17 protein-coding genes are annotated in these 19,107 nt (G+C 65.2%); 5 read left to right on the top strand and 12 right to left on the bottom strand.

Going from position 1 to position 19,107, the window contains the following annotated elements:
* The first annotated feature begins 49 nt into the window (after nucleotides 1-49).
* From FJ978_RS26435 to FJ978_RS26425, 3 genes are all read left to right on the top strand, one after another.
* Entirely contained in the window at nucleotides 50-1,219 is a 1,170-nt protein-coding gene (locus FJ978_RS26435; RefSeq protein WP_140575240.1) for an AI-2E family transporter, read from the top strand.
* 72 nt (nucleotides 1,220-1,291) lie between these two features.
* Complete coding sequence (locus tag FJ978_RS26430) at nucleotides 1,292-2,125, top strand: arylamine N-acetyltransferase (RefSeq protein WP_140575236.1); 834 nt, start codon at nucleotides 1,292-1,294, stop codon at nucleotides 2,123-2,125.
* The gene (locus FJ978_RS26425) at nucleotides 2,122-3,123 is read left to right on the top strand and encodes an LLM class flavin-dependent oxidoreductase (RefSeq protein WP_140575233.1); all 1,002 of its coding nucleotides are present in this window, start codon (nucleotides 2,122-2,124) and stop codon (nucleotides 3,121-3,123) included. Before FJ978_RS26430 ends, FJ978_RS26425 begins: the two co-directional genes overlap by 4 nt.
* A gap of 44 nt (nucleotides 3,124-3,167) precedes the next feature.
* Here the strand turns inward: FJ978_RS26425 and FJ978_RS26420 are convergent, their stop codons facing one another.
* From FJ978_RS26420 to FJ978_RS26395, 6 genes are read right to left on the bottom strand one after another with little or no spacing between them, the layout of a single operon-like run.
* Nucleotides 3,168-3,629 (bottom strand): MarR family transcriptional regulator, encoded by a 462-nt coding sequence (locus tag FJ978_RS26420; RefSeq protein ID WP_140575492.1) that lies wholly within the window; start codon nucleotides 3,627-3,629, stop codon nucleotides 3,168-3,170.
* Nucleotides 3,626-4,210, bottom strand: coding sequence for an amino acid synthesis family protein (locus FJ978_RS26415; protein ID WP_013891834.1), 585 nt, complete (start codon nucleotides 4,208-4,210; stop codon nucleotides 3,626-3,628). The genes FJ978_RS26420 and FJ978_RS26415 overlap by 4 nt, the downstream gene beginning before the upstream one ends.
* On the bottom strand, nucleotides 4,203-5,087 hold the full coding sequence (locus FJ978_RS26410; protein ID WP_140575495.1) for a UPF0280 family protein: 885 nt from the start codon (nucleotides 5,085-5,087) through the stop codon (nucleotides 4,203-4,205). Before FJ978_RS26410 ends, FJ978_RS26415 begins: the two co-directional genes overlap by 8 nt.
* The gene (locus FJ978_RS26405) at nucleotides 5,087-6,628 is read right to left on the bottom strand and encodes a 6-hydroxynicotinate reductase (RefSeq protein WP_140575230.1); all 1,542 of its coding nucleotides are present in this window, start codon (nucleotides 6,626-6,628) and stop codon (nucleotides 5,087-5,089) included. The genes FJ978_RS26410 and FJ978_RS26405 overlap by 1 nt, the downstream gene beginning before the upstream one ends.
* Nucleotides 6,625-9,432, bottom strand: a complete 2,808-nt coding sequence (locus FJ978_RS26400; protein WP_181176854.1) for a molybdopterin-dependent oxidoreductase — start codon at nucleotides 9,430-9,432, stop codon at nucleotides 6,625-6,627. Before FJ978_RS26400 ends, FJ978_RS26405 begins: the two co-directional genes overlap by 4 nt.
* 17 nt (nucleotides 9,433-9,449) lie before the next feature.
* Nucleotides 9,450-10,304 carry a xanthine dehydrogenase family protein subunit M gene (locus tag FJ978_RS26395; RefSeq protein WP_140575225.1) on the bottom strand — a complete coding sequence of 285 codons (855 nt, stop codon included), beginning with the start codon at nucleotides 10,302-10,304 and terminating at the stop codon, nucleotides 9,450-9,452.
* 258 nt (nucleotides 10,305-10,562) lie between these two features.
* Here FJ978_RS26395 and pncA point away from each other — a divergent pair, with 258 nt between their 5' ends.
* Nucleotides 10,563-11,177 (top strand): bifunctional nicotinamidase/pyrazinamidase, encoded by a 615-nt coding sequence (gene pncA, locus FJ978_RS26390; RefSeq protein WP_013891829.1) that lies wholly within the window; start codon nucleotides 10,563-10,565, stop codon nucleotides 11,175-11,177.
* A gap of 44 nt (nucleotides 11,178-11,221) precedes the next feature.
* Nucleotides 11,222-12,631 (top strand): sodium:proton antiporter, encoded by a 1,410-nt coding sequence (locus FJ978_RS26385; protein ID WP_140575490.1) that lies wholly within the window; start codon nucleotides 11,222-11,224, stop codon nucleotides 12,629-12,631.
* Here the strand turns inward: FJ978_RS26385 and FJ978_RS26380 are convergent, their stop codons facing one another.
* The 6 genes from FJ978_RS26380 to FJ978_RS26350 all read right to left on the bottom strand — a co-directional run bounded on the left by FJ978_RS26380 (nucleotide 12,632) and on the right by FJ978_RS26350 (nucleotide 19,000).
* A complete protein-coding gene (locus FJ978_RS26380; RefSeq protein WP_140575487.1) occupies nucleotides 12,632-13,354 on the bottom strand; it encodes an ABC transporter ATP-binding protein in 723 nt (240 codons plus the stop codon).
* A gap of 11 nt (nucleotides 13,355-13,365) precedes the next feature.
* Entirely contained in the window at nucleotides 13,366-14,091 is a 726-nt protein-coding gene (locus tag FJ978_RS26375) for an ABC transporter ATP-binding protein (RefSeq protein ID WP_140575223.1), read from the bottom strand.
* On the bottom strand, nucleotides 14,088-15,050 hold the full coding sequence (locus FJ978_RS26370; RefSeq protein WP_140575220.1) for a branched-chain amino acid ABC transporter permease: 963 nt from the start codon (nucleotides 15,048-15,050) through the stop codon (nucleotides 14,088-14,090). Before FJ978_RS26370 ends, FJ978_RS26375 begins: the two co-directional genes overlap by 4 nt.
* Nucleotides 15,047-15,928, bottom strand: a complete 882-nt coding sequence (locus FJ978_RS26365) for a branched-chain amino acid ABC transporter permease (protein ID WP_140575217.1) — start codon at nucleotides 15,926-15,928, stop codon at nucleotides 15,047-15,049. The genes FJ978_RS26370 and FJ978_RS26365 overlap by 4 nt, the downstream gene beginning before the upstream one ends.
* Before the next feature lie 213 nt (nucleotides 15,929-16,141).
* The gene (locus FJ978_RS26355; RefSeq protein WP_140575214.1) at nucleotides 16,142-17,446 is read right to left on the bottom strand and encodes an ABC transporter substrate-binding protein; all 1,305 of its coding nucleotides are present in this window, start codon (nucleotides 17,444-17,446) and stop codon (nucleotides 16,142-16,144) included.
* Nucleotides 17,447-17,608: 162 nt separating this feature from the next.
* Nucleotides 17,609-19,000: a hypothetical protein gene (locus tag FJ978_RS26350; RefSeq protein ID WP_181180433.1), complete on the bottom strand. Its 1,392-nt coding sequence runs from the start codon at nucleotides 18,998-19,000 to the stop codon at nucleotides 17,609-17,611.
* Nucleotides 19,001-19,107 lie beyond the last annotated feature (107 nt).

Raw genomic sequence — 19,107 nt, 5'->3', positions numbered from 1 at the left:
CCTGGAGGCAATTGCCGGCCGCGGAGAGGCGGACGGTTCGAGGGTGACCATGAAAACCGAACCCGCTGCCTTGGGCGCAGGCGCCGCCGACGAGCCGGATCCGCGCGTTGAGGCGCGTGCCGACACGCATCTGATGCGATTGCTGCTGGTCGGCATTTTCCTGTTCATGGCCATCTACGCGCTCTACTTCGCACGCGCCTTCTTCATGCCGGTCATCCTGGCTTTTCTGCTCGCCCTGACGCTCACCCCGATCGTGCGGATACTGCGCAAGCGCGGCATTCCCGAAGTGGCCTCTGCGACCCTTCTGGTGCTGCTGTCTATCTGCGTCTTCGCCAGCGCCGGCTACCTGCTCTCCAGCCCGGTCATCGACCTCATCAACAACTCCTCGTCGATCGGCCAACAGCTTACCGAACGGCTGGCGCAATTGCGGCGTCCGCTGGAAAAGATCATGCAGATTTCGCATCAGATCGAACAGCTGACCGAGACCTCGCAGGAGCCCGGCATCCAAAAAGTCGCGGTGGCGCAGTCCGGCATCCTGTCGGCGGCCGCCAGCAACATCCTGTCGGCGGGAACAAGCCTCACCATCATCTTCGTGCTGTCGCTGTTCCTGCTCGCCTCGGGGACGATGTTCTACGAGAAGATCATCCAGTCTTTCGCCAGCCTCAGCGAGAAGAAGCGGGCGCTGCGCGTAGTCTATGACGTCGAGCGCGAAATCTCGCACTATCTGCTTACCGTCACCATCATCAATGCCGGCCTCGGTGCGATCATCGGCCTCGGCCTGTGGGCGCTCGGCGTGCCCAACCCGCTGGTCTGGGGCGTGGCCGCCGCCCTGTTCAACTTCCTGCCCTATGTCGGGGCGCTCTTGACCATCGTGCTGGTCGCGGTAATGGCGCTGATCAGCTTCGACACCATTTCCTACGCGCTGTTGGCGCCTGCCTTCGTGCTTTTGTGCGACGTCGTCGAAGGCCAGTTCGTGACGCCGATGGTGGTTGGCCGGCGCCTCGAGATCAACGCCGTGGCGATCTTCATCGCCATCGCTTTCTGGTCGTGGCTGTGGGGTTTCGTCGGCGCCCTGATGGCGGTGCCGTTGCTGGTCGTCATCAAGGTGTTCTGCGACCATTTCGACGGGCTCAGCCATGTCGGCAATTTTCTCGCCGCGCAGCACACCGCCGTTGTGGAAGAGGAACCAGCCGAGAAGAACGGCAAGGCTTCGGCGTGACCGGCTGGCCGTGTTTGCGGCGCCGGGATCGAATGCCTATATCCGGCCGATCAATGCCCGGTGCCCTTCCCAATGAGCGATGCTCCCTTCGACCTCGACGCCTATTTCGCCCGCATCGGCTATGCCGGTTCCAGGGATGCTTCGCTGGATACGCTGAAGACGCTTCATTTCCTGCATCCGCAGGCAATCCCCTTCGAGAACGTCGACCCGTTTCTCGGCCGCCCGGTCAGGCTCGACCTTGCCGCGCTGCAGGACAAGATCGTCGCTGGCGGGCGCGGCGGCTATTGCTTCGAGCACAATCTCCTCTTCATGCATGCGCTGAATGCGCTTGGCTTTGAGGTCGGCGGTCTTGCCGCGCGCGTGCTCTGGGGCCAGGCGGAAGATGCCATCACGGCGCGCAGCCACATGCTGCTGCGCGTCGAGCTCGAAGGCCGGACCTACATCGCCGATGTCGGCTTCGGCGGCCTGACCCTGACCGCTCCGCTGCTGCTGGAACCCGGCACGGAACAGAAAACCCCGCACGAGACCTTCCGCATCGTCGCGGCTGACGATCATTTCCGCCTGCAGGCCGCCATCGGCGGCGATTGGCGCTCGCTTTACCGCTTCGACCTGCAGCCGCAATACGAGGTCGACTATTCCATCGCCAGCTACTTCCTGTCGACCAACCCGATATCGCATTTCCTCACCTCCGTCCTTGCGGCGCGCGCCGCGCCCGACCGGCGCTACGCGTTGCGCGGCAATCGGCTGTCGATCCATCACATCGGCGGCCGCACCGAGCGGAAGGACATAGCCACCGCCGCCGAACTTGCCGACACGCTGGAAGGCCAGTTCGGCATCATCATCCCAGACCGTGCCGGCTTCGAGGCCAGGGTGCGCGAGAAGAAGATCGTGGAGACCAACGCATGACCGAACTGTCCGTTCTCGACCTGTCGCCGATCGTCGAAGGCAGCGATGCCTCGCAGTCGCTGGCCAATTCGCTCGATCTCGCCCGCCATGCCGAGCGGTTGGGCTACAAGCGCTACTGGCTGGCCGAGCATCACAACATGCCGGGCATCGCCAGTGCCGCGACGGCCGTGGTCATCGCCCATGTCGCCGGCGGCACCAGGACCATTCGCGTCGGCGCCGGCGGCATCATGCTGCCCAACCATGCGCCGCTGGTGATTGCCGAGCAGTTCGGCACGCTGGCCGCCCTGTTTCCCGGCCGCATCGATCTCGGCCTCGGCCGCGCGCCCGGCACCGACATGAACACCGCGCGCGCCTTGCGCCGCAACCTCGAAGCCGGCGTCGACAATTTCCCGCAGGATGTCGTCGAGCTGATGGGCTATTTCCTGCCGGCCGAGGAGGGCCAGCGCCTGCGCGCCGTGCCCGGCGAAGGCCAGACCGTGCCGATCTGGATCCTCGGCTCCAGCCTCTATGGCGCGCAACTCGCCGCCATGCTCGGCCTGCCCTATGCCTTCGCCTCGCATTTCGCGCCGGCCGAGCTCGACCACGCGCTGGACATCTACCGTTCGCGCTTCCAGCCGTCGGAACAGCTCGACAAGCCGCATGTCATGCTCGGCCTCAATGTCTTTGCCGCACCCACCGATGCCGAGGCGCGATTGCTGTTCACCTCGCTGCAGCAGGCCTTCGTCAACCTGCGCACCGGCCGCCCCGGCAGATTGCCGCCGCCGGTCGAGAATTATGATCGCGATCTCGACCCGATGGCCAGGACCATGCTGGGCCAGGCGCTGTCCTGCGCCGTCGTCGGCTCTCCCGAAACGGTTCGCCAGGGCATCGATGCCTTCGTGCGCCGCACCGGCGCCGACGAACTGATGGTCACCGCGCAGATATCTGATCATGCCGCCCGGGTGCGGTCGTTCGAGATTTTGGCGGAGGCCCACAAATCGCTGTCGCAGGCGGCCTGAGGCGGCGTGGCACGGGATCGTGCTAAAAATGGGGCTGGGCAGCCCTACGCCAGCTTCACCAGCAGCCTCATGAAGGTGGCTGCCTCCTTGGCCGACAGTGGCGCCAGGGTTTCCGCGGTGATTTCGCGCGCCAGCGGGATCAGGCGTTCGATCGCTTCGCGCCCTTCGGCGGTCAGGTTGACCAGCAGCCGCCTTTTGTCGACCTCATGCTTGGAAAGCTCGACAAGGCCGCGCGCCTTCAGCCGGTCGATGACGCCCTTCACCGTCGCCGCGTCCATGGCGATCAGCGTGCCGAGCTGGTTCTGCGAGGTCTCGCCGACATCGCGCAGTTTGGCGAGGGCGGCGAATTGCGGTGGCGTCAGGTCGCCGATATGCGCGGCGAAGATCGAGACATGGCGCTGATGCGCCTTGCGCAGGATGAAGCCGACCTGCTCCTGCAGGAGGTAGTCCTGATCGTCCGGCGCCTCGACCTCGACCAGCTTGAGCAGATTGTCCTCGCCGCTCACCGCAAGCCGTCCCATGCCTTGATGTCGTCGGCCGCCAGCCCACCCATGCGATTGTGGATGCGCGGGCCGCAGGTCATGGCCAGGCAGAACAGGATCTCATCGGGGCGCGGGCCGTCGCTGATGCCGACCTCCATGGCGTCGAAATGGCTGCGCACATAGGCAGCGTTGATGTGGCCGAGCGGCACGTCAAGCTTCGAGCCGAAAGCGCCGACCTTCTTGGCCGACGGCACGATCGCCTTGGCGTCGCCGAGCCGCTCGCGCATGGCGTAGCCACCAGGCACATGCCAGAGCGCGCCATGCTCAAGCTCGCCCGCTATGCCGACAATGGCGCCCTTGCCGTAGCCGTCGATCTGCTTGACGTCGCCACCGAGTGCCGCGATCAGCCGGTCGGCGAGCAGCAGGCCGAGCGGTTTCAGATCGTCCATGGCGCTCTGCAGCTCCTCTGCATAACGTCCGGCGAACGGGTTTTTCACCAGCGCCATGGCGGCTGCGCGCCGGCGCGGCACTTCCGCGATCGGTCCGCCCTCGTGAAAGATCTCTTCGGTCAGGACAGCGATCTTGCGGATCGGAAACTCAGGCATGCGCAACTTCCTCCCTCGAATTTTTGTTGGGCGCCGCAAGCGCAACGGAGCCACTGATGCGGGCCTCACCGCCCAGAAACAGCGCCGATCCGGCGATCAGGCCGCGCCTGCGAAAATCTTCGGCGACAGCAAGGCCGTTGTCCAGCGCCCGGGCCACTTCGCCAGGCGCAAGTGTGCCGACGCTTTGTGTCACCAGCCGCGGGCCGAGATCGCTGTCGGGGGACAATTCGCTCGCTGGAATGCGCTTGATGGCTGGATTGCCGGGCAGGTCTACCGCGTTGGCGATGAGCGTCGCCGCCGCGTCGGCCTCGGCGCCTGTCCGCGCCAGCACGGTGACGGCGTCGGCAATGCCAAGCGAGAAGGAGCGGCCGCGCCAACCGCTGGTGGCAACGCCACGCACACCATCCTGCGCGCGGATCATGATCCGGTCGGCCATGTCGTGGCCCGTGCCGGCGATCGCCAGGTTCATCGAAAGGCCGTTGCCGATATGGAGAGCGCTGTCGCCGCCATTGTTGACATAGGCGCGATCGAGCTTGCGGCCGGCAAGCAGCGCGGCGAGCATTTCGTCGGCTACCGACCCGGCAACGGCGGCCATCGGCGTGATGAAGCATTCCGCCAGCGGGATGACGGCCGCCTCCATGCGACGCGCCGTTGGGCCGTCAAAGGCGCGCGGCGCCAGGAAAAATGCCGGCAGCCGCAATTCGGGAAGCTCCTTGACCAACTCGATCAGGATCGTCTGGAAGCGCGCGACGGCTTGTTCGTAGGCGTCACGGCACTCATCCGCCTCGCCAAAGGCTTCGACGATCAGGTCGATCGGCCCGTGGCTGAGGTGCAGCCGCTTGCCGTCCTGCAGCCAATGGACCTGCGGGCCTTGCATCATCCGGCCCCGTTCGCGGGCACGCGGTGCAATTGCGCCAGCGGCGGCCACGGATTGCCGCCCGGCGCACCGGTACCGCGGCGCGCATTGAGGTATTCGCCGCCCTTGGCAACGATGTCGTGGACACTGCGGATTTCGGCCTCGTAGCCGCCCAGCCTGATGTAGTCGTCGCGGCGCAAGGTGAATTCGATCGGCGCCACCAGCGCCGGCGTCGGCACATAGCCGAAGGCGCCTTCGGGCACCCGCGTGACATCGACCATCAGCGTGATGCCGCCGCCCGGCCAGACATAGACCGGCGCGCCGCCGACCGTGACATAGGTCTTCAGGCCTTGCACGGAGCGTGTGAGATTGACCGGGTTTTCGGTGACGCCGGCGCGCAGCGAACCGCCGGCGCCGCCGATGAACAGTACGGTGCACAAAGCCGGCTCGCAATTGTCCTCGATCAGACCGACCGACTTCTGCAGCCGCTCAGGGAACGGCTTTTCGACCGGCTTCAGTTCGTCATCGAGCTCGTAATAGGCGAACTGCTCGCCGGTGGTCGAAACCATCAGCAGCGACAGGCCGGGCCGCGCGCCCTTCTTGGCGTTCCATTCGCCAAGGATCGACAGCGGGTCGGAAATCGAGGTGCCGCCCCAGCCAAGGCCGGGTTCGGAGACCTTGAAATAGCGTCCCGGCGTCGAACGCCGGCCAATGATTTTTATCCCCGTATCCTGCCAGCCCAGCACCTTGCCGGCCTGATGCTCGGAGACGACGCCGGTGATGTGGTCGTCGACCACCACCACCTCATCGACCAGCCCGCGCCATTGCGTGGCAAACATGCCGATGGTGGCCGAGCCGCAGCCGACACGCATGCGATGTTCCTGCTTGCCGTCGATGACAGGTGGTTTGCCGGCTTCGACGATAATGGTGGCGCCGCCATCGATGCTGAGTTCCACCGGCTTGCGGCTGCACAGGTCGAGCAGCGCATCGCAGGTGGCGCGGCCTTCCGCCTTCGAACCGCCGGTCAAATGATGCACGCCGCCCAGCGACAGCATCTGAGAGCCATATTCGCCGGTCGTGACGTGGCCGATCGCCTCGCCTTGCGAGCGCACGACAGCCGTTTCGGGGCCGAGATGACGGTCGGTGTCGATCTTCACCTTGACGCCGCAATAGGAGAAGATGCCTTCGGTGACGACGGTCACCAGATCGACGCCCTCGACCTCCTGGCTGACGATGAACGGGGCCGGCTTGTAGTCGGGATAGGTGGTGCCGGCGCCAATTGCCGTGACGAAGCGGCGGCCGGTGTTGACCAGCTCGCCATCCCACGCTTCGCCCTCGGCAACGAAGGGCACCATCGTGGCGCCGGTCTCAGCCGCGTGGTCGAGGATGGTCAGCGGGTCCATGCGCACGATACGGCCGCCGACATTGCCGTAGCGGTCGCAGGCGCCGGTGCGGCCATCGGCGATGTAGCACATCACCGGGCAGGCATCGCAGCGGATCTTCTCTGCCACCAGCTTCTCGCCGGGATCATGGGTCTCGAAGCGCTCGGCAAGCTCGCTCATGGGCGTGCCTCCTTTTCGCGGATGCCATCTTTTTCGCGGATGCCCGCGCGGATACGCGTCGGCGTCGCCGGGACCTTGGTGACCAGGACGCCGGTGGCGTGGCGGATGGCGTTGAGGATCGCCGGCGCCGTCGGGATCAGCACATGCTCGCCCAGGCCCTTGGCGCCGAACGGCCCTTCGGGATCGGGGACTTCGACCAGTATGGTCTCGATAGGCGGCACGTCGCCAATGGTCGGGATCAGATAGTCGTGCAGGTTTTCGGTGCGGCCCGGAATGTATTCTTCCATCAGCGCCATGCCGATCCCTTGCGCGATACCACCTTCGATCTGGCCCTCGACCAGCAGCGGGTTGATCGCCTTGCCGACATCGTGCGCGGCGGTGATCTTGATCAGCTTCACGGTGCCTAGCTTGAGATCGACTTCCAACTCGGCGATCTGCGCGCCATAGCCGTAGACGGCGTAGGGCTTGCCCTGGCCCTTGGCGTCGAGCGGCAGCGTCGGCGGATCGTAGGTCTCCTCTGCGCCGAAGACGAAGCCGCCGCCATCCACGTCGAGCGAGGCGAGATCGATGCGGCGTGTGGCCTCGCCCTCGCGGATGACGATTGCCGAGCCATCGATTTGCATGGAGGCTTTTTCAGAGACATTGGCGAAACGCAGGATCCTTTCGCGCAAGGCGCGGCCGGCTTTTTCGGCCGCTTTGCCGGTCACGAAAGTCTGGCGCGATGCCGAGGTCTTGCCGGCGTCCGGGCTGATCGCCGTATCGGCGCTCTTCAGCCGGAATTTGTCCAGTGGCAAGCCAAGCGCGTCGGCGCAGATCTGGGCGATGACGGTGTTGGAGCCCTGGCCGATATCGACGGCGCCCTGGTGCAGGACGACGTCGCCCGATGGCGAGATGCCGACCCGGATGGTCGACGGATTAGGCAATGAGGTGTTGCCGCAGCCATACCAGCACGAAGCCACGCCAACACCGCGTTTTCTGTCCACGCTGGCGCTGTTGAAGGCATCCGCGTCCGCCGTCGCACGTGCCCAATGCGGACGGAGCGACTCCAGGCACTCGGCAATGCCGACGCCGGACTCCAGCCTCTGTCCTGTAACCGTTTCGGAGTCGTTCCGGAGGCAGTTTTTCAAGCGAAAATCGAGCCGGTCGATACCGAGCTTGCCGGCCAGCTCGTCATAGAGCGTCTCCTGCATGATGGTCGCCTGCGGTACGCCGAAGCCGCGGAAAGCACCGGAAATCGGTCCATGCGTATGCACGGCGCGGCCCTCGGCGCGGTAGTTCGGCGTCGCATAGGGGCCGGAGGCATGCACCGGCACGCGGTTGGCCACGGTCGGGCCCCAACTTGCATAGGCGCCGGTGTTGAAATCGCCTGAAAAAATCATGCCGGTGACATGGCCGTTGGCATCGGCGCCGATGGTCGCCTTCATCTGCGCGGGATGACGCTTGGTGGTCGAAATCATCGATTCATTGCGCGTGTAGGCAAGTGCCGCCGGCCGGCCGGTCTTCAGCGCCACCAGGCCGATCAGCGGCTGCAGCGAAACGTCGAGTTTTGAGCCGAAGCCGCCGCCGGTCGCCGTCGGCACGATCCGCACCTTGTCGACGGCAAGGCCGAGCACCTTCGCCGTCTCGTCACGGTCCATATATGGCGCCTGGGTGCAGGCGACGACAACCAGCGTGTCGCCGTCCATATAGGCATGGCCGGCCTCCGGCTCGATATAGGCGTGCTCGACATAGGAGGTATCGATCGCGCCGGAAACTGTGACGGCAGCACTGGCGAGCGCTGCCTCGGGATCGCCGCGCTCGACGAAGCCCTTGGTCAACAGGTTGGCCGGGCGCGCCTGATGGATCAGCGCAGCACCGTCGGCCTGCGCCTCGCCAGGATGCAGAAAATGCGGCAATTCGGTCCAGCGGACCGGAAAATCCGACAAATCGAGATCGAGCATCGCCTCGCGCTCGCCGGCGACCAGCGCCACCGCCTCGCCGCGAAGCCGCGCAAATCCGTCGGCCAGCGCCGGCTGGTCGGCAAATGGGCCGATAACGCCGAAACAGTTTTTTCCCGGAATATCGGCCGCCGTGAACACGCCGGCGATGCCGGGATGCTTCTTCACCCAGCCATCAAGATCGCCGAAAGCAAAGCTGGCGTGATAATGTGGCGAGCGGACCACCAGCACGGCAAGCGCATCGGCGGGGAAGGCATCGCCGCCGAATTTCTCAGCCCCGGTGACTTTCGGCACGCCATCGAGCCGGATGGGGGAGGAGCCAATGGCGTGGCCGGACTGAGGCAAACGAAAATCGAGGCTTGCTGTCTGCAAGGAGGCCTCCATCACCGCCGCGATGATCTTCCGATAGCCGGTGCAGCGGCACAGAATGCCGCCGAGCGCGTCCTGCACCTCGATCTCGGTCGGGCTCGTCTTCTTCTCCAGCAGCGCCGTCGCCGCGACCAGCAGGGCGGGCGTGCAGATGCCGCATTGCGCCGCGCCATGGGCGAGGAATGAGGCCTGCAACGCCGACAGCCGGCCATTGGCAAGCCCTTCGACCGTTGTCACCGATGCGCCGGCGGCGGAGGCCGCCGGCATCAGGCAGGCGCAGACGGGATCGCCGTCGACCAGCACCGTGCAGGCGCCGCAGTCGCCGGCGTCGCAGCCGACCTTGGTGCCGGTCAGCTGCAATTCGTCGCGCAAAACCTGCGACAGCCGGCGCAGCGGCGGCACGTTGACCGAGACGGCGACGCCGTTGACCGCGAAGGCGATGTCGGCACGTTCGAGGCCAAGCGGAACGCCACCCAGATCGGGCAGAGCTTCACTCATTTCAGGCAGAACCTGGCTCATGCCGCCACCATGTGGTCGTTCATCGGTCCGGCGGCCGTCAGCACGGCGCGGGCAACGATCTCGCGCGCCGCATCGAGCCGGTACTCGGCGCTGCCGCGCACATCGGCGATCGGCGACAGCTCGGCCATTGGCGCGGATTGGACCGCATCGGCGAGCCCGCCATCCGCTGCCAGCCCCCGCAATGCCGCTTCGACACCGGCAAGCCGCTTGGCGACGGCCGAGCACGAGCCGACGGCTATCGCCGCGTCCGTGACAATGCCGCCCTCGACGACCAGGCGCGCCGCCACCATGGCGATGGAAATGACGAGGTAGCGCCGCGCACCGAGCTTGACGAAGGCGGATGCACCCGCAGGCTTCGGCACGCGGATGGCCGTGACCATTTCGCCCGGCCGCAGGGCCGTGCGGCGGTTGCCGAGAATGAAATCCGGCAAGGGCAAGAGGCGCGTTGCCGCCGCCGAGCGCAGCTCGACCTCGGCATCGAGGATAAGTAGGGCAGGCACGCCGTCGGCGGCCGGCGAGGCGTTGCAGAGATTGCCGGCGACCGAGGCGACGTTCTGGATCTGCGCCGAGCCGACCTCGCGCGCTGCCTGTTTCAGTGCATCGAAGGCTGGCGGCAAGGGGTGGTGGATGATGTCGGTCCATGTCGTGCGCGCGCCGATGACCCAATGGCTGTCGGTCTCGGCGATACCGCGCAGCGCCGTCAGGCCGTTGATGTCGAGGACATTGTCGCGGAACGGCTTGCTGCCCTGTGCCGGATAGAAATCCGTGCCGCCGGCCAGAATGCGCCAGACGCCCTCGCCAAGCAAAGCGAGCGCCTCGTCGACCGTGGTGGGTTTCGCGTAACGGATCACGCTTTGCCTTCCCGAAAAGAGGCCTTCCAGAGCTGGTACTTCGAAAGATCCTTCCAGCGCAGGGGCGGGAAATTCATTCGTATGCAAATGATATCAAGCCGGCAGGAATTGTCAAAGCCGGAGTTTGCGGCAGCTCCGCTTCCACGCATTTGTTATGCTTCCAGAGGTTGACGCAGGCGGCCATCTGGTCAAGTTTCTGCGTCCGGTCGCGTCAGCGGCATTTTCCACTGGAGCCTGCATACGGAAGAGGAAAGCCCCATGGCCGACGAAGCGCTTGTTGTCATCGACCTGCAGAACGACTTTTGCCCCGGCGGCGCGCTGGCGGTTGCCGGCGGCGACGAGATCGTGCCGCTGGTCAACGATATGATCCGCCATGCCGACCATGTCGTGCTGACGCAGGACTGGCATCCCGCCGGTCATTCGAGCTTTGCCTCCAGCCATCCGGGCGCGCAGCCTTTCACCATGATCGAGATGCCCTACGGCCAGCAGACCTTGTGGCCGGACCATTGCATCCAGGGCAGCCTCGGCTCGGATTTTCACTCCGGCCTCGCCTGGACCAAGGCCGAGCTCGTCATCCGCAAGGGGTTCCGCCCCGCCATCGACAGCTACTCGGCCTTCTTCGAGAACGATCATGCGACGCCGACCGGCCTCGCCGGCTATCTCAGGGAACGCGGCATCGACACGCTGACCCTGGTCGGGCTGGCGACCGATTTCTGCGTCGGCTTTTCGGCGCTCGACGCTGTCAGCCATGGCTTCAAGACCACGGTCCGGCTCGACGCCTGCCGCGGCATCGATCTCAACGGTTCGCTTGATGCCATGCTGCAGCGTATGCGCGACGCCGGCGTGACGCTTGAAGACCAGTTGTCGGACTGAACGGTGGGGCAGCGGGGGGCTTTTTGCGGATCACCATAGGCAAGATGGCAGGTGCGGCGATCGCTGTCGCGCTCCTGTTTCCAGGCGTGGCTTTCGCGGCAGAAGAACGCGGCCTGCCCGGCGCCGCGATGTCGCTGTGGTGGGCGCTGCCGTTTGCCGGGCTGCTGCTGTCGATCGCCACCGGTCCACTGCTGTTCCACCATGCATGGGAGCATCACTACGGCAAGATCACAGCCCTATGGGCGGCGCTGGTGATCGTGCCGTTGGCGCTGGTCTTCGGCATCCCCTCGGCGACCGAAGCGGTGCTGCATGCGCTGCTTACCGAATACATGTCGTTCATCATCCTTCTGTTCGCGCTCTACACGATCTCGGGCGGCATCCTGCTTGCCGGCAACATCCATGGCACGCCGCTGGTCAATGCCGGGCTGCTGCTTGCCGGCGCAATCCTGGCCTCGGTGATCGGCACCACCGGCGCCTCGATGATCCTGATCCGGCCGATCCTGCGCGCCAACGACAACAGGCCGTTCAACGCCCATGTCGTCATCTTCTTCATTTTCCTGGTTTCCAACATCGGCGGCTCGCTGACGCCGCTTGGCGACCCGCCGCTGTTCGTCGGCTTCCTGCGCGGTGTCGATTTCTTCTGGACCACCGCCAATCTCTACCGGGAGACGCTTTTCGTCGGTCTCGTCGTGCTGGCGGTGTTCCTGATCATCGACATCATCCTGCACCGGCGCGAGGCCGGCGCGCCGAAGATCAAGGATCCGACGCCGGATACGAAGGTGCGCCTGCGCGGCCTGGCCAACCTTCCGCTGCTGGCCGGCGTCATCGCTGCGATCCTTTTGTCGGCGGCCTGGAAGCCAGGCGTCAGCTTCTCCGTGTTCGGCGTCGGTCTCGAGTTGCAGAACCTGGTGCGCGACGCCATCATTCTGGCGCTGGCCCTGCTGTCGCTCCCCCTCTCCTACAAAAGCCACCGCGAAGCGAACGGCTTCAACTGGGGGCCGATCGCGGAGGTGGCGAAATTGTTTGCCGGCATCTTCATCTGCATCGTGCCGGTCATCGCCATCCTCAGGGCAAGCCATGAGGGGGCCTTGGCGCCGCTGGTGTCGATGGTCAGTTCTCCTTCAGGCCACCCCAACGACCTCGCCTATTTCTGGCTGACCGGAGCGCTGTCGTCCTTCCTCGACAATGCGCCGACCTATCTGGTGTTCTTCGAACTCGCCGGCGGCGACCCTCTGCATCTGATGACGGAGTTCGCCTCGACGCTTGCCGCGATCTCGGCAGGCGCCGTGTTCATGGGCGCCAACACCTATATCGGCAACGCACCCAACTTCATGGTCTATGCCATCGCCAGGCATCGCGGCGTCAGGATGCCGGGCTTCTTCGGCTACATGGCGTGGTCCGGCCTGGTGCTTATCCCAACGTTTTTGGTCGCGGGCTTTCTGTTCTTCGGGTGATCAACCGACGCCCACGTAGCGCCTGACCGCCGACGGGTCGGCGCGCAGGCCCTCGACATCCACGGTTTCGCGGTTGCGTCCGTTCTCGATGAAGCAAACCCTATCGGCGACCGACAGCACCGCGTCGACCCGTTGTTCGACAAGGATGGTCGAGACGCCCATGTCGCGCAGCTTTGCCACCGTCTCGCGGATCTTGGCGATCATCGACGGCATCAGCCCTTCGGTCGGCTCGTCGAGCAAAAGCACCTGCGGTTCGAGGCAGAGCGCGCGCGCCATGGCCAGCATCTGTTGCTCGCCGCCCGACAGGGTGCCCGAGCGCTGCCTCAGCCGCTGGCGCAGCAATGGAAAAAGATCGAGGACATTTTCCCGCACGTCCTTGCCCTTGCCGCGCGCCATCAGCCCGATCTCGATGTTTTCGGCCACAGTCATTTCGGCGAACAGCCGCCGTCCCTGCGGCACGTAGGCGACGCCGGCCTTCGGCACCTCATGCGCCGGCAGGCGGGTCAATTCCTGGCCGTCGAGCTTGATCGAGCCGGCGCCGGCTGGGACAAGGCCCATGATCGCCTTCAGCGTGGTCGTCTTGCCGGCGCCGTTGCGGCCGAACAGACACAACACCTCGCCCTTGTTCAGCACGAGGTCGAGACCATAGAGCACCTGGACCTCGCCGTAGAAACAGTCCAGTCCCGAGATCGCCAAGGCTTCCGGCTTGCCCGTCTGCGTCATCTTCGTTTCGATCATGGGGCCGTCCCCAGATAGGCTTCCTGCACCGCCGCGTTTTCGCGGATCGCCTCGGGCGTACCCTCGGCCAGGATCTTGCCGGTATTGAAGACGGTGATGCGGTCCGCAAGCTGCATGACGACCGGCATGTTGTGCTCGATCAGGAGCACCGTGGCGCCGTTGGCTATGTCGCGCACAAGCGCGATAAAATTGTCGATCTCGCTGTCGGCCAGCCCCTGCGTCGGCTCGTCGAGGATCAGCAGGCGTGGTTTCAGCGCCAGGCCCATCGCCACTTCCAGCAGGCGCTGATGGCCGTAGGACAATTGCCCGGCCGGCATATGGGCGCGGTCGGCCAGCCCGGTGCGTTCCAGCGCCGACATGACGCCGGCACGCACGGCACCCTTCGAGCGGCCGTCGCTCAGCGTGCGCTGCACCGGCAGCGCGACATTGTCGTAGGCGGTGAGGTTGGCAAACACACTGGTGATCTGGAACGTGTAGGCGATGCCCTGGCGGACCCGGACATAGGCCGGCAGGCCGGTGATGTCGGCGCCATCGAAGACGATCGCTCCCGAAGTGGGCTGGATGCGGCCGCTGACCAGGCTGACGAAGGTGGTTTTCCCCGCTCCGTTGGGGCCGATCACGGCGCGGATTTCGCCCGGCATCAACGTGAAATCGACACCGTCGACCGCACGCAGACCGCCAAAACTGCGCGACAGGCCTTTAGTCGTCAGAAGCGGCGTCATGGCAGCCATCCGAGCCAGCGCTGGCGGATGCTGCCCAGAACGCCCTTCGGGAAGAACAGCACCAGCAGGATCAGCGCAATGCCGACGATCAGCAGATAGGCCGAGGTGTAGCCGCTGGTGATGTCGATGACGTAGTACATGAACAGCGTGCCGATCAGCGGTCCAAGCGTCGTGGCGGCGCCGCCGAGCAGCACCCACAGCAGCGGCAGGATCGAATACTGCACCGAGGCGAAGCTCGAGCCGATATAGCCGAACAGCAGCGCGTAGGCGGCGCCCGACGCCGCACAGATCGCGCCGGAGACGACGACGGCGGCGAGCTTGTTGGAGAAGGTGTCGTAGCCCAGCATCTTCGTCCGCTCCTCGTTCTCGCGGATGGCGACCAGCACGCGGCCATGGCGGGATCCGACGATGGCCAGCGTGATCATGAGCACAAGCGAGAACAGCGTCAGCGCACTCATGTAGCGCACCGTCGGATTGGTGAGGTCGAGCGAGGTCGCACCGAGATCGAGCACGCGTGCCGGCTGCGGCACGACCTGGCCCTGGTCGCCCCCGGTCCACACGGCGAAGTAGAGGATGAGCAGATAAAACACCTGCGCGAACATCATGGTGACGATCATGAAGGCGACGCCGGTGGTGCGCAGCGCCAGGAGGCCGATCGCCAGCGCCAGCACGGCGCCGCAGGCAATTCCGGCGGCGAAGGCCAGCGGCACGTTCCAGCCGAGCTGGATGACGGCCAGGCCGGCGCCATAGAGACCGGCGCTGAAGAACATCGCATGGCCGAGGCTGAGCAGGCCGACATAGCCGAACAGCAAATTGTAGCCCATGGCGAACACCGCCAGCACCAGGATGCGGGCGAGCAGGCCGTGATAGTAGTCGGGCAGCACGAAGCTCAGCACGAACAGCAGTGCGATGACGCCGAGGTGGAGCGCGTAGGCTTTTGCCGGCGAAGCTTCACTCATCGCGAGGCCGTCCCGAACAAGCCCTGCGGCCGGAACACCAGCACCATGGCGACCAGAAGCGTGGCGATGATCTTGGCCAGCGTCGGCGAGAAGAACATCGAGATGATGCCGTCCGACATGCCGATCAGCACGGCGGCGACCACGGTGCCGCGCAGCGAGCCGAGGCCGCCGATGATGACGACGATGAAGGACAGCAGCAGCGGATCCTGCCCCATCAGGTAATGCGCCTGGCTGATCGGCACGATCAGCACCGCGGCGATGGCCGCCAGCATGGCGCCGAGCGCGAAGACGCCGCCATAGACGCGGCCGACAGGAATGCCGAAGGCTTGCGCCGTCTCGCTGTCATACTGCGTGGCGCGCATGACGAGGCCGGCCTTGGTGCGCGTCAGCACCAGCCAGGTCGCGATCAGCAAGAGCGCGGAAGCGGCGACGACAGACAGCTTGTAGCCGGAATAGCCGAACCACGGCAAAAGGATGCGGTAGTTGAAGGGCGGCTCCACCGGCCGCGCCTCCGGACCGTAGAAGGTCAGCGCGAGCTGCTGGATGATGTAGAGCATGCCGATGGTGGCGACGATCGTGGCTTCCGGATTGTAGTTGAGCCGGCGCAGCACCAACCGCTCGGCAACCAGCGCGATGGCACCGACGATCAGCGGGGCAATCACCAGTGCCGCCAGGAAGCCAAGCGCCGGATGGCTGCCGACCGCTGTCGAGATCGCCCAGGCGAGCACCGCGCCGAGCATGAAGAACTCGCCATGCGCGACATTGACGACACGCATGACGCCGAACACCAGCGATAAGCCCAGCGCCGTCAGCGCCAGCACGGCGGAGGTGACAAGGCCTTCGAGGGCGGCGAGGAGGAGGTGGGGTCCGAAGTGCATCGGCTAGACACCAGCGGATGCGCGAGGCACCCCCCTCTGCCCTGCCGGGCATCTCCCCCTCAAAGGGGGAGATCGGATGTCGTCGATGGTTTCGCCAATGATCAAGGCCGGCAGATAGGCGCCGCCGCATAAGCTGCCGATCTCCCCCCTTGCGGGGGAGATGTCCGGCAGGACAGAGGGGGGTGCCTTGGCACTCACGCTGGCTAAAGCAGCCTACAGCGCCTGCGTCGTATAATCCCCCTCGGCCTCGTAAAGCCCGTCCTCGATCTTGGTCTTGTGCACGACCTTGAGCTTGCCGCCCTCGACCTTGGAGATGTTCTGGATGCCGAAACACTGGTGGATCTTGCCGTTGAAGGTTTTCGGCCCCTGCGGGTGCTCCGGGCCTTCGGCGAAGGCGGTCAGCGCCTCGGTTGCCTCGACCAGCTTGGCGCGGTCCTCCGGTCCCTTGTAGCCGGCGTCTTCCATCGCCTTCTTGACGACATAGAGCGTTTCCCAGCAGCCGAACATGTGCGCGGCGGTGGAGACGTCCTTGGGGTCGCCGACGGCCGCCCCATTGTCGTCGATGCCGACAGCGGCGCGATAGGCCTTCTGCGCTTCGCTGTCATCGGGCTGCGCGTAGCGTGGCGACCCTTCCCAGAAATGGCTGCCGTCGAGGAATTCCAGGCCGGGGCTGTTGATGTCGGTGGCCTCGAGCGAATCGATGAAGCCGAACAGCTGCGGCCGGTTGGAGCCGTAGAATTCGCCGAGTTCCTTGACGAAGGTGAGCACCGCCGGGCCGACCATGACGTGGTAGATCACTTCGGTCTCGGCCGGGATCTGCGGGAAATATTTGGTGAAGGACGATTCCGTCGGCGGGATGGCGATCTGCGCGATGACCTCGGCGCCTTGCGCCTTCAGCGCCGGCGGCAGGTAGTCGCGATGATCGTAGCCGAAGGCGAAATCGGGGAATATCTGCGTCACCTTCTTGCCGGCATTGGCCGCGATCCAAGGCGCCATCGACTGGATCTGGCTCTTCACGTCGGTGATGCCGGGCTGGAAGACATAGCGGTTGAGCTTGGTCGAGGCGACGTGGTGGCCTTCGCTGATCACGAAATAGGGCATCTTGTTTTCGCCGGCGGCGGGCGCCGAGCCGATGACGACATGCGAGAACAGTGTGCCGAAGACGATGTCGGTCTTGTGCTGGGTGGCGAATTTGCCGACCACTTCCGCACCACGGCCGGGATCGGTGCCGTCATCCTCGATGATCACCTCGACCTGGCGGCCGTTGATGCCGCCGGCGGCGTTGATCGCCTTGATAGCGGCGGCCGTGGTCTTCTCGTACCAGCGGCCATAGGCGGCACCGATGCCGGTGCGGTGCGACTGGAAGCCGATCTTGATCGGCGCAGAGCTCTGCGCCTGGGAGTAGCGGACGAAGCCGGGAGCGAGCGTCAAGCCGGCGCCGGCGGCGAGGCCCTTCAGCGCCGTGCGGCGAGAGAGCGTGGTTTTGGAGAGATCGAAAAACCCATTCTTGTCAGTCACGGCAGTTCCCCTGTTTTTTGAGTTTTGACCAATGGCTGTAGCGCGGCGGGCCGCCCTATCGGAGGGCCGAAATTGCATGTGTACAAACTAAATCACCAAAGTCGGGACACGGCAATGCTGGTTCCCTAGGCGAATCCCGGTTTATTTTCCAGTGCAGACGGCTCATCCAACTGTCGGCGTGGCAAGCAGCCAGAGGCCGAAGACGGTGTAGGCGATCATCAGCAGCGTGAGCGGAAACTGGCTGAGCGCGGCGCGGGCAGGCTGCGGATGCAGGCGCCAGGCAAGCCCGTGGGCGACGAGGACGGCGAGCACATGGCCAAGGATGATGGCGCCGGCCTGGATGTTCCACAGCCACCAGGCCGAGCCGGCTCCGGCAACGATGCCGGCCTCGATCTGCATGTCGGCTGTGCCGAACAGGTTCCAGCCCAGTGCGAACGGGTCGGACAGGGAGGCCAACGTATACTGGCCGTCGACCAGCAGCGCCGTCAGGTAGTGTGCGACATGATAGGCGAGCGCGATCGGCACGATCGACCAGACCAGCAGTCCCGCGGCATGACGAACGGGCTGATCGCTGCCGGCAAGGCGTTGGCCGAGCCAGACGGCAAGCAGGAAAACCGCCGCCAGCAGCAGGAATGTCAGGACGAGCCCGAAAGTGCCGCTGCCGATCACTGCGGTGCGGCCCGGGAATTCGAGCGGATTGATGCCGAACAGGCCGAGCCAGAAGAAGGTTTTCGACAGGCCGTCGAAGGACACCGACGACAGCGCAAGCAGCAGGAAGGCGATGCCGCTGGGCGGCAACGGCTCGGCGGCGAGCAGCTTGGCGCCCGGCCAGCAGAGCGCAAGCCGGCCGGCGTCGTTGCGCTCGACGGGCGCGAAACGCGCCACCATCGAGAAGAAGAGCGTCAGGAATTCTCCGCCGCGGCTCCAGCCGCGATAGCCGAATGCCAGCATGGCCAGGAAGGTGAGCAGCCAATAGACACCGGCGGCAACGGCAAGCCGTGCGGGATCGTCGGGAGCCGGATCGATGAGTTCGAACCAGGCAAAGGCGAAAAACAGGATGACGGCTGGCCAGCAGCCGAGCCATCGGGGAAGCAGCAGTATCCCTTCATCGCCCGCGCGCAAGAGACGTGAGATCAGACGCCAGGGCCCGTACCAGGGATTGAGCCACGACCAGAGGTCGCCGAAGACGCCCTGCAGCAGCGTGAGGCCGGCCCACATCAGCGTCCAGATCAGCAGCGGCAGCGGATTGGAGAGCGGGTCGCGGCTGCCGAACAGGCCAGCGGCAATGAGAATTGCAAAGCCGGCAAAGGATATCAGGCTGACGGCGGTCCGCGCGCCGTCGCTGACGGTGAAGAATTGCAAGCGCCGACGCCAGAATTTGTCGAGAGCCACGGGCGGCAGCAGGGCCAGCACGAGGAAGCTGACGGCCACTGCGAAAGCGCCGCCGGCGAGATAATAGCCGGTCGGGAGAAGCAGGACATGGCCGCGGTCGGAGGCGTGGGCGGAGGCTGGGGTGGGGAGGAGGGCCAACCAAGTGGCGATGCTTGCAGGCAGAAATCCCGAAGGAAGGCGCTCTACGAGGCCCCCCTCAAACCTTGACCAGCTGCTCCACGCGATCCTTCTCGCCAAAAATCCTGATATAGCGCTCGATCTCTTTCTCG

The organism is Mesorhizobium sp. B1-1-7, from assembly GCF_006442705.1.
In the GTDB taxonomy this organism is placed as follows: Bacteria; Pseudomonadota; Alphaproteobacteria; order Rhizobiales; family Rhizobiaceae; genus Mesorhizobium; species Mesorhizobium opportunistum.
Note: the sequence above shows the minus strand (reverse complement) of the source record. Positions and strands in the feature narration are given on the sequence as shown.